Raw genomic sequence first — 16,848 nt, 5'->3', positions numbered from 1 at the left:
TGACTCGCAGCCTGTCGAGCTGCACCGTCTGTGCCAGCAGGCGAGGGCTGGCCGTCCCGCCGGTATGACACCGGGCACCTGTCTCCGCCCTGATCGACCTCGACTGCCCGGTGAGCCACTCGTTTCCCCGAAAGTCGCGGTGTCCGCCCAGGCGGATAGCGCGATTTCCTGGAAACGGAGTGGGTCGAGAGGGGGTATCCCCGGGGGGTATCCCCGAACCGAGCGGAGGCAGGTGGATGTCGGGCCGAGGAAAGCGTTTGCCCGCGTCCCGTCGGGCACTTTCCTCCGAACCACCACCACAAGGAGCCGCGCATGACACCCCTGACCAGGAGCAGACGACCACGCCGGTGGCGTACCGGCCCGGTATTCGCGGCCGTGCTGGTCCTCGTCGGCGCCGGCACGCTGGTCGCTGCGCCGGCCGCGTCAGCGGCCACCGTCGACACCGGGGCGACGTACGTGTTCGTCAACCGGCACAGCGGCAAGGCAATGGACCTGTGGAACTGGTCGACCGCCGACAACGCGCCGGTCAACCAGTACACCCGCAACGACCTCGCCGTGCAGCAGTGGCGGTTCGTCGACGTCGGCAGCGGCTACTACCAGGTCCGGTCGGTGCACAGCGGAAAGGTCCTGGAGGTGCCCAACGCCAACGACGGGGTCCAACTGGTACAGAGCACCGCCGCCAGCGGCAACACCCGCCAGCACTTCCGGCTGGCCGACTCCGACAGCGGGTACGTCCGGTTCATCAACCGGCGCTCCAGCAAGGCCCTGGACCTGTGGGGTTGGTCGACCGCCGACGGCGCGTTGATCCCCCAATACCAGGATCTCGGGGGCGCCAACCAGCAGTGGCAGCTGGTGGCCCTGTCCACCAGCGGGTGCGGCAGCGGGTCGTTCCACGCCGAGGCCGTACTCAGCGGCAGTACCTGGACCGCCCGCAACGGCGGCAGCACCGTCTACACCGGCACCGACATGCGCGCCGCCGTACAGGCCGCAGTGAACAGCCTCAGCGCCGGCCGGACCAGCAAGCAGCGGGTTGTCGTACGCGGCTCCGGCTCGATCAGCGCCGGCTCCCGGATCTCCCTGCCCAGCTACACCACGATCGACGTGTGCGGCACGATCAACGTCAGCGGATCCGGCACCGGCGACCAGGCACCCATCTACTCCCGGGGTACCACCCAGGTGGAGGTCCAGCACCTCACCGTCACCGGCACCCCGCTGTACGGGATCTTCCTACGAAACGTCACCGACGTGATCCTCGGCCAGATCGACATGCGGCTCTCCGGCGGCCTGGGCGTCCGGATCGACAACCGGGGCGACACCAGCCAGTGGACCCGGAACGTGCGCATCGACAACGTCTACGTCTCGGGTGCCAGCTCGCACGCGGTGGAGACGTACGGCGTGGACGGCCTGACCATCGGTACGGTGACCGCCCGCAACGTGGGCGAGTCCGGACTGCTGCTCAACGAGACCGTCAACGCCACGGTCAGCACCGTCGACGCCGAGAACGCCGGTACCGGCACCGGCTACGCCGCGTTCCGGATGGCCAACCGCAACGGCCGGATCGGATCCAGCTACCCCACCAACATCCGGGTCGGTACCGTGCGCGCCCGGGGCGGCGGCCGGGGCATCTTCTGCGTCTCCGAGTCCGGCGGCGCGACGATCGACCGGGTCGACATCGCCAACACCGGCAACAACTCGATCCTGATCGAGAACTGCTACGGCGTGAACCTCGCGGCCAACGGCGGCACGATCAGCGGTGGCGGCGAGGTGCGGCTGGCCGAGCGTACCGAGTTCCCCGGCAACCGCGACATCACGCTGCGCAACTTCACCCTGGTCAACAACCGGATCGTGGAGAACCCCTGCGCGGACAACCTGACCATCAGCAACATCACCCTGAACAACTCGACGATCAGCCGCTGCTGACCGGTACCCGCTGACCCCGTGCGGTCCGCCACCGGCGGCCCCGTAGCCGCTGGAACAGGTAGGTGGCCGGCCCCGTAGTGCGGGACCGGCCACCTGTCGGACGTCCGGCTGAGCCGTTACCTCCAGGAGTCGTTGCTGGTGTGGGTGCCGGTCGACGGGGTGGTGAAGGTGCGGTTGCCGCCGGACTCCCAGGTGAAGGAGCCGTCGGGGTTCTTCTTGACGTACTTGTAGGCGATGGCGGTGTTCGGGGGCAGGTTGACCGTGGCCCGCCAGACCGGGTAGTCCGCCGAGGACAGTGCGATCCCGTTGGCCGGGTTCCAGCCGCCGAGGGCCGCGAGGTTGCCGACGACGTACACGTTCTGGCCGTAGTACGTGGACACGTTGGCGTTAAAGGCGCCGGTGACCTGCTGCGCGGCGGTGTCGCCCCGGAAGGTCTCGGTCAGGGCGTAGTCGCCGCTCGCCGGGGTCGTGAAGACCCGGTTGCTCCCGGACTCCCAGGTGACGCTGCCGGACGGGGTCTTCTTGATGAACTTGTACTCCACCGCGGTGGACTTGGGCAGCTCGACCGTGCCCCGGTGGACGTCACCGCCCTGGGCGGTCAGCGGGACCGCATTGGCCGCGTTCCAGGAACCGAGCGCCGGGATGCTGCCGACGACGTAGAGAGCCTGGTCGCTGCTCGTCGTGGCGGTGACGGTGAAGGTGGTGGACACCGTGTCGGTGACCGGCGGCGGGACGTAGGTGTCGGTCCTGGTCACCGTGCCCGTCGCCGGGGTGGTGAAGGAGCGGTCGGCGGCCTCCTGTTCCACCACGGTGGTGCCGTTCTTGATGACGTACCGGTAGGAGATCCCGGTCCCAGCCGGCAGGTCGACGGTCGCGGTCCAGGTGCTGCCGTTCGCGGTCAACGGCACCGAGTTGGCGGTGTTGTTGTTGCCCAGCGCCGAGACGTTCCCGACGACGTGCAGGGTCTGGCCGGCGGCCAGGCTGGCACTCGCGTTGAAGGTGGTGGCGACCCGGACGGGATTCGTCGCCCTGGCGTTGGCGTGGATGGCGACCGCGTTGTTGCCGGGGATCGTCACCGTGGCCCGGCCGCCGGAGACGGTGACCGTGGTGCCCGTGCAGCCGGAGCCCGAGGCGGTGCCGGAGATGACGTCGCAGTACGCACCGTCGGCGAGGCCGGTGACGAACTCGGCGGTGGCGCTGCTGCCGGAGTCGTTGATGCCGATCCAGGCCTGGTCACCCCGGTGGAAGCCGATGACGTTGCTGTTGACCGCGGTGAAGTCCGAGATGGTCTTGACCGACCTGGCGGCGTTGGCCCAGCCGACCATGCCCTTGATCCCGGTGGACTGGGTCAGACAGGTCCAGGCCACCCCGCAGACGGCGTTGGTGACGTACCCGCTGCCGTTCGACGGCGGCGACTGGTTACGGTTCGACCAGGTGAAGCTGTCGTAGACCGACGGCTTACCGTGCGGGTAGGCCAGCACGAAGTAGTTGGCCAGGGTGTAGTCGGTACCGTTCTTGTAGGACAACACCACGCCGTCACGCTCGAGGTCGTGGTTGGTGACCATGGCGAAGACGTTGGCGCTGGGTGCGTCGAGATTCCAGTTGGGGATGCCGGCGAGGTTCGAGATCGACCCCTGGAACGCGGACCTGATGCCCTTGGCGTAGGCGAAGTCGAGGACGTCGCCGTTGCCGATGAACGCCCGGGCCTTCAGCGCGTCGTTGGAGGCGCCGTCGAAGATCTCCTGGGCGACGTACGGGCGCTTGTTCTCCGCGGTGGTGTTGCTGAGCTTGCTGAGGATCGCCGCGAAGTCGGTCTTCTTGACGTGCTTGACCGCGTCGACCCGGAACCCGTCGACGCCCAGGCTGATCATGTCGTTGAGGAAGGCGGCGATCTTGTTGCGGACCTCCTCCTTCTCGGTGTAGAGGTCCGACAGGGACAGCAGCTCGCAGCTGGTCACCTGGGCCTCGTTGTTCCAGTCGGTGATCCCGCCGGAGGTCGGGCAGTTGTCACCGGGGTGGTGGAAGTCGCTGTGCCCGTACGGCACCGCCGGGTAGCTGTAGCCGGAGAACTGGGTGCCGGCGTACCCGACGCTCCCCGCCGGGTTGTTCGTTCCGGCCATGTGGTTGACGACCGCGTCGACGTACACCCGCACGCCGGCGCTGTGGCAGGCGGTGACCATGTCCGCGAACTGCTGGCGGTTACCGAACCGGCTCTCCAGCTTGTACGACACCGGCTGGTACACCTCGTACCAGGGGTGCACCCCGTCGGCACTGTTGGGCAGGCTGACCGACTCCTGCGGCGGGGCGACCTGCACCGCACCGTAGCCGGCGGGACCGAGGTGGTTGGTACAGGCGGCGGAGACGGAGTTCCAGTTCCACTCCCACAGGTTCGCCGTCACCTCGCTGTCGTTGAGCGTGACGGCGGCGCTGGCGGGGGTTGCGGCGGTAGTCACCACGACGGCGGGCATGGCCGCGGCGGCGGCTACCGCGGCGGCCAGCAGCAGGTGACGGGCAGCGGAGCGGAGTGGTGGTCTCGACGGTTTCATGGTGGTGGGGCCTTCCGGTTGACGGGGGAGCACGCGACTGTGGACGGCCGTCCTCGTAGCAAGACGATGCGCGACGACTGAAACTTTTTGCAAGACCTTGCGGCAAGGTTTGTGAAACCCGGCGGCAACTTCCCGGCCACCTGGGGGCACCCCATCGTCATCAACGAAGGTCAACCCACACACTGGATGGCCCGCGCCGGAACCGGTCACCACCGACGACCTGTCCACATGGCGGGATCGGTCCGGTCGACCCGGCGTGCGGCGGGAGCCGCCCCCACCGCACGTCCGGTCACGTCCGACCGCCGGCACCCCCTCGACCGCCGGTCTCCCGCAAAAACGACCAGCGCGATTCCCGCAAAAATGACCAACTCGCAGATGACGATCCATGGCGGTACCGGCGACGCCGGAGAAACGCCGGACGCCAACCCGGAACCCGACTGCCCGTCCCACATGTCGGCGCAATCGGCGCCGACGACCAGTGCTACTACCTACCCCTGCCGCCCCGGGAAACCTTGACGAACAGCAGGCGTCAGCCTTAACTTCGTCGCAAGCGTTTCCAGCAAGTTTCATCGTTCTTGCTGGATCCCGCAGCGGTTCCGCGCCCGCCGGCCCTGACCGTCATGCCGGTTACGCCCTCGCCTGTCTTCACTATGCCCGGAGGAGACACAAGTGCCCGCCACCCCACCCCCGCACCGTCGACAGGCCCGCACCACCACTGCCTGCCGGCGGCACCGCTCCACTCGTCAGACGTCTGCCACGATGGTGCAGCGAAGCTGAGGGCGGCCCACCACGGACACCGATTCGGACCAGGTCCGGCATGCGCACGGTGGTGGCCCGGGGTGCGTCGGCGCGAAGGTCAGGTGGGGAACCGGCCGGCTCGGAGCCGGTTGCCCCCGTCGCCGGATCCGGTGTCTCCCCGTCGTTACGGACAGCGTCCCTTGGAACCGGAGCGGCGCAGGAGACCGTGCGGCCGTACCGACGTTCCCACGTCGGTACGGCCGCACGGTCGACCCTTTCGTCACCGGGACCGGGTGACGATCAGGTGCCCCGGGTACTCGCGCCGGGAAGGGCGGTCACAGGGCGGTGCCGGTGACGTTGCTGCCCGACTTCGTCACCCGGCAGGTCACCGTCGTGCCACTCCAGAAGTGGAAGGTGAGGGTCACCGGAGCACCGTCGTTGACCTCGGCGAAGAAGGCGGAGGTCAGCGTGATCACGTTGGTGCTGTAGTTGGGCGCGAAGGTGACGTCGAACTCCTTGAACGAGGTCCAGTTGTGCGGGCCGGCGTTGCTGCCGTCGGCGTACTTGGCCTCCATGGTGGCGAGTTGGTCACCGCGGAACTGGGTGGGGATCGCGAACGAGCTGGTCGTCCCGGTGGCGTTGCTCAGGATCGGCCGGTCGTAGGTGATCACGTTGATCCGCCACGGCACGCCCTGGGAGAACCGTGCGTGCAGCGTCGCGTTGACCCCGTGCGCCCGGTTGCCGGTCAGCCGGGTCAGCGCCGACGCGGTGAACGTCAGCTGGTCGCCGCTGACGGTGTAGTCGGTCCCCTGGACCAGGTCGGCGGTGCCCTGCCGCACACCCAGGAACGAGGTCCCGTTGAGGTTCAGCGTGAGCGTCTCGGCGGTGATCGCGCTGGCCTTGGCGTTGAACACCAGGTCCGACGAGGCGGTACCCGACCGGGTGGTCCAGCTCGACGTGATCTGCGCGAACAGCTCCGGGTCGGACCAGGTGAAGGCCGTCCGGTTGAAGTGCTGGCCTTTGTCCCAGAGCATGGTGGTGATCTTCTTGGTCCGCGCGTAGTAGCCGAGGAACTCGAAGAACTTGAGCTTCTCGCCCTGCTCGATGGTGCCGGTGTGCCGGTCGAAGCCGAGCAGACCGTACTCCCCGATGATCACCGGGATGCCCCGGGCGACGAACGCGTTGTACACCCGGTCGAAGGAGTCGGTCAGGTCCTTCTGCACCGTGGCGTCGAAGCGGGTACCGCCAGCGACGTTGACGCTGAACGGCCAGTAGCCGTAGTAGTGCACGGTCGCGATGAGGTTGCGGTCGTCGAGGGCGGTGAAGGTGGCTGTCAACTCGTCGATGCGGGCCTGGTCGGAAGAGGTGTGCAGAGTCGGCAGCACCAGCAGGCGGGTGGCGTTGTTGCCGCCGGACTGCCGCACGATGGTGTGGAACGACGTGTTCAGCTCGTTGAGCAGGGTGGCGTTCTGGGCGTCGCCGGAGCTGTTGCTGAACTGGGGCTCGTTGACGCTCTCGAAGACCAGCTTCGGCGACGAGTTGCGGAAGGTGCTCGACAGCTGGGTCCAGATCGCGTTGTACCTTGCCAGCACGTTGGTGCGGTCGGCCGGCATGTTCGCGATCCACTGCCACGAGTCGTGGTGGATGTTGATCATCACGTAGAAGTCGTCGGCGAGCGCCCAGTCGACGACCTCCTTGACCCGGTTGAGGTAGGCCGCCTCGATCGGGTAACTGGGCGCGCCGCCCAGGTGTGCGCTCCAGGTGACCGGGATGCGGATGCTCTTGAAGCCTTGCGCCTTCACGTTGTCCAGCAGCGCCTCGGTGATACGCGGGTTGCCCCAGGCGGTCTCGTCCGAGCCGACGGCGTCGAGGGAGTTGCCGAGGTTCCAGCCGGGCTGCATGGCGGCCACCGTCGCCATCGCGTCACCGGGCGGCGGCGTGGTGGGCGGCGGCGTGGTCGTCGGCGGAGGGGTGGTGCCACCGACGTTGCCGGTGCAGGTGACACCGTTGAGCGCGAACGTCGTCGGCGCGGTGTTGGTGCCGGACCACGAACCGTTGAAACCGAACGACACCGTCGCGTTGGTGCCGAGGGCGGCGTTGTAGCCGACGTCGGTCGCCGTCACGGTGCTGCCGGAGGAGGTGACCGTGGCGTTCCACGCCTGGGTCACCTGCTGACCGGACGGGAACGTCCAGGTCAGCCGCCAGCCGTTGATCGGGTCGCCGAGGTTGGTCACGCTCACGTTCGCCGTGAACCCGCCCGGCCACTGGTTGGGGGCGGAGTAGGTGACCTGGCAGCCCGCAGCGGCGTACGCGCTGACCGCGAACGTCAGGCCGAGGCTGGCCAGCAGTGCCGTGACGGCGGTCGTGACCAGAGCGATCCGCCATCGTGTCCGTCGTACCGTGCTTCGCAGACCGGTCATGACGCTCCTCGCCGGGAAAGATGCTGCCGTTTCGGGTGACCCGTCAGGGCCGCACGGTTGACACGGACGACACCTGGGTCGGCTGCAGATTAAGTTTGGGATCCAAACTTTGTCAATTGATGTACCGACATATGAGGGGCTCAGGGCTACCCGGCCGGCGTGCCCTGGGCCGGCCGGCGCACCCCGGGCCGGCCTACGCACCCCGGCCGACTGCTGCCGGCGGCACGGATGCCGCCGGCAGCAGGGGTCAGGTCAGCTCAGAGCCGGGCGCCCACGTCGGCGCCGTTGGTCGGGTGCAGGAACGTCGACGTCGGGATGGACCCGTCCACGGCCCGGGGGCCGGTGATCGTCGAGGAGTTGGTGCTCACGAAGGTCCACGTACCGCCGAGGTTCCACGAGTTGTTGGACCCGGTGGAGCTGCCCAACGAGACGTTGGTGGTGTTGCCCACCGACAGGTTCCGGTTGACGATGGAGGTCGACCGGGAGACGTCGAAGCCGGCCTTGCCGTTGTCCCAGGCGGTGTTCCGCTCGAAGACCAGCGAGCCGGGGTTGCCGTTGTCGATGAAGCCGCTGGCCGAGTTGCCCCAGGCCATCGAGTTGCGGGTGATGTGGTTGACCGCCGGACGGGGGTCGTTGCCGCCGCCGTTCTTGAACCCGTTGCCGTCGCCGCTGTAGTCGGGCAGGTTCCAGTAGTTGTAGCCGTTGTCGTAGGCGACGCTGCTCTCGATCAGGATCGGCGACAGGAACAACCACGCGTCGAAGCCGTCGTCGGCGTTACGCCACAACCGGGCGCCCCGCACCACGTTGCCCGTGCCGGAGCCCTCCTTGATCGCCAGCCCGTCCGCGCTCTCGCCGTTCTTGCGCGGGTCTCGGTTGCCGTAGCTGTCCAGGTTGATGATCTGGTTACCCGACGAGGCGCCCTGCAGGTGCAGACCGGACTCGTAGTTGTCCCGGGTGATCAGGCGCTCGTACCGGCCGTTGTTGGTGTCCACACCGAAGATGCCGTACGGGCCGTTGATGATCTCCAGGCCGATGAACCGCCACCAGTTGCCCTCGACGTGCAGGGCGCCACGGTCCGAACGCGGGATGCTGGAGCCGACGGCACCCGGGGTGTACGGCATGTTCTCCCCGTCGATGATCACGCGCTCGCCGTTGTAGTTGGTCAGCGTGATCGGCTGCGACGAGGTACCGTCCTTGAGGATCTTGATGGTGACGCTGGGCGCGTAGGTGCCGCCCCGCACCGCGATGGTGCCGCCCGGCTGGACCAGGTCGTGGGCACGTTGGATGGTCTTCAACGGCTGGGACAGGGTGCCCGGGTTGGCGTCGTTGCCGTTGGTGGCCACGACCAGGGTGCCCGTGGGCGGCGTGGTGGTGGGCGTCGGCGACGGCGTGCTGCTCGGCGATGTCGTCGGCGTGGGCGTGGGCGAGATGCTGGTCGGCGGCGGGGTGGTGGGCGGGGTGGTGCCGCCGTCGGTGACCACCACGTCGTCGAAGGAGGCCGAGGAGTACGCGGTCTGTAGGCCGATGCGACCGGCACTGACCAGGGAGCTGGTGCCCTGCCCGATCACGGTGCCGTCCACGCTGCCCCGGACGGTGGTGCCGAAGACATCGATGGCGAGGGTGTACCAGGTGCCGGTGGCGACGGTCCGGGAGGCGCTAGCGAGGACGGTCACCGAGCTGCCGCTGACCGCCTGCAACTGCACCTGGTTGGCCGGCAGCAGGGCGAGCCGGTAGTACACCGTGGACCCGGAGGCGCGGGCCAGCAGGCTGGTGTGGCCGGCGGCACCGAGGCTGAGCGGCTTGACCCGGGCCTGCACCGTGTACGCCGTCCAGCTCGTGCCGCCGGCGAAGATCCGGGCGTTCTCGCTGGTCGCGTTGGACTGCTGGACCACCTGGGAACCGTCGGACAGGACGGTCCAGGTGCCGCCGGACTTGGACCAGCCGGAGGTGTCGCCGTCGGAGAAGTCGTCACTGAAGACGGTGGCGGCGGAGGCGGTCGCGGTCATGCCGACCACGAGCGCGGCCGCGGGCGCGAGCACCCCGGCCAGGATCAGGGCCAGCCGACGCTGGCGGGACGAGCGCATGAAGGTGTACCTCCGGGGACGTGGTGGGTACTACGTGAAAGCGCTTTCCCCGGAGAAGCTACGAGTGCGCATTCGCCTCTGTCAACCTTTCGGTCGGCGGGCGGGGCAGCCCATGACCGGCCGGTGAGCGGCCTGCGGCGGCTTCCCGCTCCGCCCGGTACAGCAGCCAGGCGGCAAGCAGACCACCGGCGAGGACCGCGACGGCCCCCACCGTCTGGCCGGTCTCCAACGCGGAACGGAAGGCCTCGGACACCTGTCCCCGTTCGGCATCGGTGCCGGCGGCTGCCAGGGCTGCGGGGAACGACCCGGCGCCGGCGAGGGCGGCCGGCAGCAGGGCGGCGAAGCGGGCGTTGAGTACGGCGCCCAGCACGGCGATGCCGAGGCTGCCGCCGACCTCGGACATGGTGCCGTCGACCCCGGCGCCGGCCCCGGCCTTCTCCGTCGGGATCGCGCTCATCACGGCCTCGACGATGGCCGGGGTGGCCAGAGCGCAGCCGGTACCCATCACGAGCAGCCCAACCAGCAGCACCGCGTAACTGTCCGACGGGATGTGGGTGATGGCCGCGAGTCCGGCGGCGAGCAGGACCATCCCGACAGCGATCGACAGCGCCAATCCGAGTCGACGGATCAGCCACGCGGCGACCCCACCGAGGTTGAGCAGCACGATGGACAGCGCGAACGGCACCATCCGCAGCCCCGCCTCCCAGGCCGGGTAGCCCCGGACGAACTGGAGGTGCTGAGTGAGCAGGAACAACGCGCCGGTGGCGCCGAAGGTGATCAGGACAACCCCGCAGACCGCACCGACGAAGCCCCGGTCGCGGAAGAAGTGCATGTCCAGCATGGGATCGGCGACCCGGCGCTCCCAGGCGACAAAGAGTCCGATCAGGCCCACACCGGCACCGGCCGCACCGAGCACCGCCGGTGAGGCCCAGCCCCGCTCCGGTCCGGAGATGATCGCCCACACCAGCGCGGTCAGCCCGGCCGTGGAGAACAGCACCCCACCCAGGTCGGGACGGCCGCCCGTTCCCCTGCCGGATTCCGGGACCAGCGCCCAGGTCGCCACCAGGCAGACCAGCACGATCGGGATGTTCACCAGAAAGATGGCGCCCCAGGGCAGGTGGGCGAGGATGATGCCACCGATCGGCGGGCCGGCGGCGTAGCCCAGTGCGCTGGTCGCCGCCCAGATGCCGATGGCGCGGGACCGTTCGGCGGTGTCGAAGACCTGCATCGCGACGGCGAGGGTGGCGGTGACCAGGAGGGCACCGCCGACGCCCATGCCGGCGCGGGCCACGATGAGTTGCCCGCTGGTGCCGGCGAGCCCGGCGGCCAGTGAACCGAGTCCGAACAGGACGAGCCCGGCCAGCAGCATCCGGCGGCGACCGTACCGGTCGGCGGCGCTGCCGGCGGTGAGCAGCAGCCCGCACTGCACCAGCGCGTACGCGTTGATCATCCACTGCACGTCGGCGGAGCTGGCGGCCAGTTCGGTGGTGAGCACCGGCACCGCGACGGTCAGCACGGTGTTGTCGAGCACCACGGTGAGCTGGGCGAGGCAGAGTACCGCCAGGATCAGCCACCGGGTGGCGGGCCGGCCGGAGGGCGGCCCGCTGCTCACCGGCGCGTTGCTCACCGGCCCGGGGCGAAGCGGGCGAGCGGGTTGGTCAGGGTGCCGACGAACTGCAGCGCGGCCGACGGGTCGGCGAGGTCGACCATCTGCTGGTTGTTGCGCAGCTGTAGCCGGTTGAGGCAGGACAGGGCGAACTCCGGGGCGAACAGGTCGTACCGGCGCAGCCGGTCGGCCAGGTGCGGGACGCTGTCGGCGTAGTCGGACGCGCATGCGGCGACGGTGCGCCAGAACGTCTCCTCGTCGAGGACACCCTCGCTGACGAGGATCGCGTTGAGGTGACGGAAGAAGCAGTCGAAGACGTCGGTGAAGATCGAGAGGATCTTCTCGTCCTCGGGGATGGCGGCCCGGATCCGGTCCACCTGCGGGGGCAGGTCGGCGTCCGGGTCCATCACCACGATCTCCTCGGCGATGTCCTTGAAGATCGCCCGTTCCACGGTGCCGTCGTGCAGGACGAGGATGACGTTCTCGCCGTGCGGCATGAAGGCAAGATCGTGGGCGTAGAGGCTGTGCAGCAGCGGGACCAGGTAGGCGTCGAAATAGCGGCGCAGCCACACCGCCGGCGCCAACCCCGACTGTGCGATCAGCGCGGCGGCGAGCGAGCGGCCGTCGCGGTCGGTGTGCAGCAGGGCCGCCATGGTGGTCAGCCGCCGGCCCGGTTCCAGGGCGGGGACCGGACTCTCCCGCCACAGGGCGGCCAGCATCTTGCGGTACGGGGAGTACCGGTCGGTGGCCGCCTCGTACTGCCGGTGGCGGTAGCCGATCGCGGCCCGTTCCCGGATGATCGTCAGTCCGGTGCCCTTGAGTACCGGGTCGTTGTCGATGAGGTCGGCGAGCCAGTCGTTGATCGCCGGGGTGGCTTCCATGTAGGCGGCGGACAGGCCCCGCATGAAGCCCATGTTCAGCACCGACAGCGCGGTCTTGACGTAGTGCCGGTGCGGGGCGGTGATGTTGAAGAAGGTGCGGATGGACTGCTGGGCGAGGTACTCGTCGGCTCCTTCACCGAGGCAGACCAGGCGACGCTGGGCGATCTCGCCGGCGAAGGTGACCGACATCTTGTTCCACCACTGCCAGGGGTGCACCGGGATGAGCAGGTAGTCGGCCGGGTCGAGGCCGAGGCCGGTGAGGGTGTCGGCGAAGCGGGCCAGGGTGTCGTCGCCGAGTTCGGCGCGCAGGTGGCTGCCGTAGTCCAGGTCGGCGGCGCAGGTGAAGGTGGTGTGGTCGCGGTGGGCCGCCAGCCAGATCAGCCGGACCGGTTCGGCCGTCTCCGGGGCGTAGCGGTGGTACTCGTGCACGCCGAAGCCGATCCGGCCGCTGTTGGCCACGAAGCACGGGTGACCCTCGGTCATCTGGGTCTCGATGGTCTGGAAGTCCGCGCGGGCCAGGTCGGTGGCGTCCAGCGCCGGTCGGCCCAGTTTGTACGCGGTGCTGGCCAGGGTGGAGCTGATTTCCTCCAGGTAGACCGGCAGGATCTGGTCGGTGAGGCCGAGTGCGTCGCGCAGTTCCAGGCAGAGGTCGACGGCGTCCAGCGGCAGGTCGGCGTCGCCGCGTCGGCGGGTGATGCTGTCGGCGTCGACCTGCCAGTGGTAAAGGCTCAGCAGCCGCGCGGCGAAGCGGTACTCCACCGTCCCGTCGTCGCTGCGGACCAGGTAGTGCCCCGCGCCGGTGGGCTCCGGGCTGATCAGGCGCTCGTGGGCGAACTCCGCGAGGGCCTTGCGGACCAGCAGACGGTTGGCCTGCGACCATGCCTGTGGGGTCAGGTGGTCCACGGCTGCGGCGGGGTTCACGCGGGTACCTCTCCTCGGGTGGCGGCCAGGAACTGGTCGCGGGTGCAGACGCTGAGCAGGGCGTTCTTCTCGGGCTTGGCGATCGGGCCGACGACGGTGAAGCCGACGGCGGCGTTGAGCGCGTGCACCGCGCGGTTGCGCATGTCGGGTTCGACCACGACGCGCCGGACGGTCGGGTCGGTGAACAGCCACGCCAGCACGGTGGTGATCACCGCGCGGGTGAAGCCGTGCACCGGAGTGTCGGTGGGTGCGCACAGGAAGTGCATGCCGATGTCACCGTCGGCCGCCTCGTACCGGCCGGCGAGTTCGACGTGGGCGGGATCGTAGCGTTCGACGAGGAAGGCGGGACGGTCCTGCCAGAGTCCGACGAAGGCATCGTGGTGCGGGTGGGCGGCGATGTGCCGGTACTCGTCGGCGACCCGGGTCACGTCGGCGTCCTGCATCAGCCAGAACGCCGCCTTGGGATGGGTCACCCAGGTGTGCAGCAGCGGGGCGTCGGTGTCCGGGTCGAGGGTACGCAGCGCGAACCGGCCGAGCCGTTCGTCGGTGCGCTGCCAGATCGGCGCGGTCACGCGGCGGTCCCCGCCGGTGCGCCGAACTCCTGGAAGGCGATGCTCTTCTCGATCGGGTAGTGCTCGCGGCCGGTCAGGTCCCGGATGATCCAGGAGTTGCGGTACGGCCCCATGCCCAGGTCGGGTGAGGTGATGCTGTGCGTGTGGGTGCCGGCGTTCTGCAGGAAGACGCCCCGACCCGTGTGGTCGATGCTGTAGTTACGGGCCACGTCGAACCGGCCGTGGGCGTCCCAACGGATCCGGTCGCGGACCGGTTCGAGGAAGCCGGGTACCCGGTAGTGGTAGCCGGTGGCCAGCACCAGACCCTCGGTGTCGAGGGTGACGTCGCGGCCCTGCTCGGTGTGGCGCAGCCCCAGGGTGTACGTCCCGCTGGGCTCGTCGTAGGTGGCGGTGGCCAGCTCGGTGTTGGTCATCAGCCGGGTCCGTACCGGGCCGTGGATGCTGCGGGCGTAGAGCAGGTCGAAGATCTCGTTGATGAGGTCGGCGTTGATGCCCTTGAACAGGCCCTTCTGGTCGGCCTCCAGGCGGTAGCGGGTGGCCTCCGGCAGGGCGTGGAAGTAGTCCACGTAGTCCGGTGAGGTCATCTCCAGGGTGAGCTTGGTGTACTCCAGCGGGAAGAACCGGGGTGAGCGGGTGACCCAGGTGAGCTGGTAGCCGTAGGTGTCGATGTCGCCGAGCAGGTCGTGGTAGATCTCCGCGGCGCTCTGTCCGCTGCCGACGACGGTGATGCTCCGCTTGGTCCGCAGCGCGGCCCGGTGTTCCAGGTAGCGGGAGTTGTGGATCATGTCGCCGCCGAGTCCCCGGCACGCTGCGGGCAGGTGCGGCGGGGTGCCGGTGCCGAGGACCAGGTGCCGGGCCCGGTGGGTGACCTGCTGCCCGCCCGTAATGGCGTGGACGACGTACCGGTCGTCGGCCGGGTCGTACTCGACGCGGGTGACCTGGTGGCCGAAGCGTACGGTGCGCAGCTTCGACACCGCCCAGCGGCAGTAGTCGTTGTACTCGCTGCGCAGCGGGAAGAAGCTCTCCCGGATGTAGAACGGGTACAGCCGTCCGGACTCCTTGAGGTAGTTCAGGAAGGAGTACGGGGACATCGGGTCGGCCAGGGTGACCAGGTCGGCGATGAACGGGGTCTGCAGGCGGGCCGACTCCAGCAGCATGCCGGGGTGCCAGTCGAAGTCGTCGCGGGCTTCGAGGAAGAGTCCGTCGAGGTCGTCGATCGGCTCGGTCAGGCAGGCCAGGCCGAGGTTGTACGGGCCCAGCCCGATGGCGATGAAGTCGTGGGTCGACATGTGGTTCTCCAGTGCGGGGCGGGTCGTCAGGCGACCGGGCAGGGCAGGGTGCTGCCGATGGCGGTGCGCACGTACCGGCCCGCGTGGTCGGCGATGAGGTCGAGGACGCAGGCGATGTCGTCCAGGGTGGTCTCGGGGTTGAGCAGGGTGAACTTCAGGTAGTGCGCACCGTCGACCTTGGTCCCGGCGACCAGGGCGGCACCGGATGCGGCCAGGGCCTCGCGGGCGTGCAGGTTGGCCGCGTCGACGAGGTCCCGACCGGCGCCGGTGGGCAGGTAGCGGAAGACCACGGTGCTCAACTGCGAGCGGGTCACCACTTCGAAGCGGGGGTCGGCGGTGAGCATCCGCCAGGCGCCGGCCGCGCGGTCGACCACCTCGTCGAAGAGCGCGCCGATCGCGTCGGGGCCCATGATGCGCAGGGTCAGCCACAGCTTCAGCGCGTCGAAGCGGCGGGTGGTCTGGATGCTCTTGTCGACCTGGTTGGGGATGCGCTGCTCGACCATCCGGGCCGGGTTGAGGTAGTCGGCGTGCCAGGTGGCGTGCCGCAGCACCCGGCGGTCCCGGACGATCAGGGCGCTGGAGCTGACCGGCTGGAAGAACGACTTGTGGTAGTCGACGGTCACCGAGTCGGCCCGTTCGATGCCGCCGAGCAGGTGCCGGCGGGTGGGTGAGACCAGCAGCCCGCAGCCGTACGCGGCGTCGACGTGCAGCCAGACGCCGGCTGCGGTGCAGATGTCGGCGATGCGGGACAGCGGGTCGATGGTGCCGAAGTCGGTGGTGCCGGCGGTGGCGACCACCGCCATCACCACCAGTCCGTCGCGCTGGCAGCGCTCGATGGTCGCGGCGAGGTCGTCGGTGCGCATCCGCCGGTTGGTGTCGGTGGCGACGGTGATGACCGCCTCGGCGGCGAGGCCGAGCAGTTTGGCGGCCTTCTGGACGCTGAAGTGGCCGGCGGCGGAGGTGACGACCCGCAGCCGGGACAGCACCTCGGGGCGGGACAGCCGGGTGGTGGAGCTGCCGACGACGTGGGTGTAGGCCTCCTCGCGGGCGAGCAGCATCGCCTGGAGGTTGGACTGGGTGCCGCCGCTGGTGAAGATGCCGTCGGCGGTGGGGCCGAGGCCGATACGTGCGGCTGTCCAGCCGACCAGCCGGCGTTCGATGAGGGTGCCGCCGGCGCTCTGGTCCCAGGTGTCCAGGGAGGAGTTGACGGCGCTGAGCACCGCCTCGCCGAGCAGCGCCGGGATCACCACCGGGCAGTTGAGGTGCGCCAGGTAGCGGGGGTGGTGGAAGTAGACCGCGTCGCGCAGGTAGACGTCGTGCAGTTCGTCGAGGGCGGCACCGGTGTCGCCGAGGGGCCGGTCGAGATCGACGCCGGCGACCCGGGGGGCGAGGTCGTCCGGTGTGACGCCGGTGAACGGCCGGTCCGCGGTGGCGACCCGGGTGGCGACCCGGTCGATCCCGTCGGCCAGCACGTGCCGGTACCGCTCGACCGAGCCGGTGGTGAACAGGTGGGCGCGGGCGGCGGCCAACCCGGCGGGCCCGGCGGTCGGGGGTGCCGGGACGGCGGATCCGGACAGACTCATGGCGGTCCTTTCGTGGATACTCGGACTTCAGGCCGGAAAGGAAACGGAACCCCTGCGGAGCAGGGCAGAAAAGCCGATCCGCCGCCAAGGCGGACCGGCGTCCACCCGCGTGTCACCGCAAGGCTCACCGACCAGCTCACTAGCCTGTGCGCCATGGCCAGGACCGTGAAGCGGGCGTTCAAGTACCGCTTCTACCCGACCGACGCGCAGGCTGCCGAGCTCGCGCGTACGTTCGGCTGCGTCCGGAAGGTCTACAACATGGCGTTGCAGGCGCGCACGGAGGCGTGG

The 16,848-nt window shown here is 69.3% G+C and carries 10 protein-coding genes; 2 read left to right on the top strand and 8 right to left on the bottom strand.

Going from position 1 to position 16,848, the window contains the following annotated elements:
• The first annotated feature begins 312 nt into the window (after window positions 1-312).
• Window positions 313-1,920: an RICIN domain-containing protein gene (locus V6U90_RS12835; protein ID WP_334434919.1), complete on the top strand. Its 1,608-nt coding sequence runs from the start codon at window positions 313-315 to the stop codon at window positions 1,918-1,920.
• A gap of 116 nt (window positions 1,921-2,036) precedes the next feature.
• On the opposite strand, the gene V6U90_RS12830 is transcribed toward V6U90_RS12835, so the two are convergent.
• From V6U90_RS12830 to V6U90_RS12795, 8 genes are all read right to left on the bottom strand, one after another.
• Entirely contained in the window at window positions 2,037-4,466 is a 2,430-nt protein-coding gene (locus V6U90_RS12830; RefSeq protein ID WP_442933577.1) for a carbohydrate-binding module family 20 domain-containing protein, read from the bottom strand.
• Between the two features lie 1,073 nt (window positions 4,467-5,539).
• The gene (locus V6U90_RS12825) at window positions 5,540-7,624 is read right to left on the bottom strand and encodes a cellulase family glycosylhydrolase (RefSeq protein WP_334434917.1); all 2,085 of its coding nucleotides are present in this window, start codon (window positions 7,622-7,624) and stop codon (window positions 5,540-5,542) included.
• 257 nt (window positions 7,625-7,881) lie between these two features.
• On the bottom strand, window positions 7,882-9,708 hold the full coding sequence (locus V6U90_RS12820; RefSeq protein ID WP_334434913.1) for a right-handed parallel beta-helix repeat-containing protein: 1,827 nt from the start codon (window positions 9,706-9,708) through the stop codon (window positions 7,882-7,884).
• 58 nt (window positions 9,709-9,766) lie between these two features.
• Window positions 9,767-11,320 (bottom strand): MFS transporter, encoded by a 1,554-nt coding sequence (locus V6U90_RS12815; protein WP_334434910.1) that lies wholly within the window; start codon window positions 11,318-11,320, stop codon window positions 9,767-9,769.
• 11 nt (window positions 11,321-11,331) lie between these two features.
• Entirely contained in the window at window positions 11,332-13,116 is a 1,785-nt protein-coding gene (locus tag V6U90_RS12810; protein ID WP_334434908.1) for an IucA/IucC family protein, read from the bottom strand.
• Window positions 13,113-13,688, bottom strand: coding sequence for a GNAT family N-acetyltransferase (locus tag V6U90_RS12805; RefSeq protein ID WP_334434906.1), 576 nt, complete (start codon window positions 13,686-13,688; stop codon window positions 13,113-13,115). The genes V6U90_RS12810 and V6U90_RS12805 overlap by 4 nt, the downstream gene beginning before the upstream one ends.
• The gene (locus V6U90_RS12800) at window positions 13,685-14,977 is read right to left on the bottom strand and encodes a lysine N(6)-hydroxylase/L-ornithine N(5)-oxygenase family protein (protein ID WP_334434904.1); all 1,293 of its coding nucleotides are present in this window, start codon (window positions 14,975-14,977) and stop codon (window positions 13,685-13,687) included. Before V6U90_RS12800 ends, V6U90_RS12805 begins: the two co-directional genes overlap by 4 nt.
• Window positions 14,978-15,003: 26 nt before the next feature.
• A complete protein-coding gene (locus V6U90_RS12795) occupies window positions 15,004-16,560 on the bottom strand; it encodes a pyridoxal phosphate-dependent decarboxylase family protein (RefSeq protein ID WP_334434903.1) in 1,557 nt (518 codons plus the stop codon).
• Between the two features lie 153 nt (window positions 16,561-16,713).
• On the opposite strand from V6U90_RS12795, the gene V6U90_RS33920 reads away from it, so the two are divergent.
• Window positions 16,714-16,848 (top strand): helix-turn-helix domain-containing protein (locus V6U90_RS33920; protein ID WP_442933580.1); only part of this gene is annotated, 135 nt, incomplete at its 3' end.

This window comes from Micromonospora sp. CPCC 206060 (genome assembly GCF_036906895.1).
Taxonomy (GTDB): Bacteria; Actinomycetota; Actinomycetes; order Mycobacteriales; family Micromonosporaceae; genus Micromonospora.
This window is presented reverse-complemented; position numbering and strand designations above follow the sequence as displayed.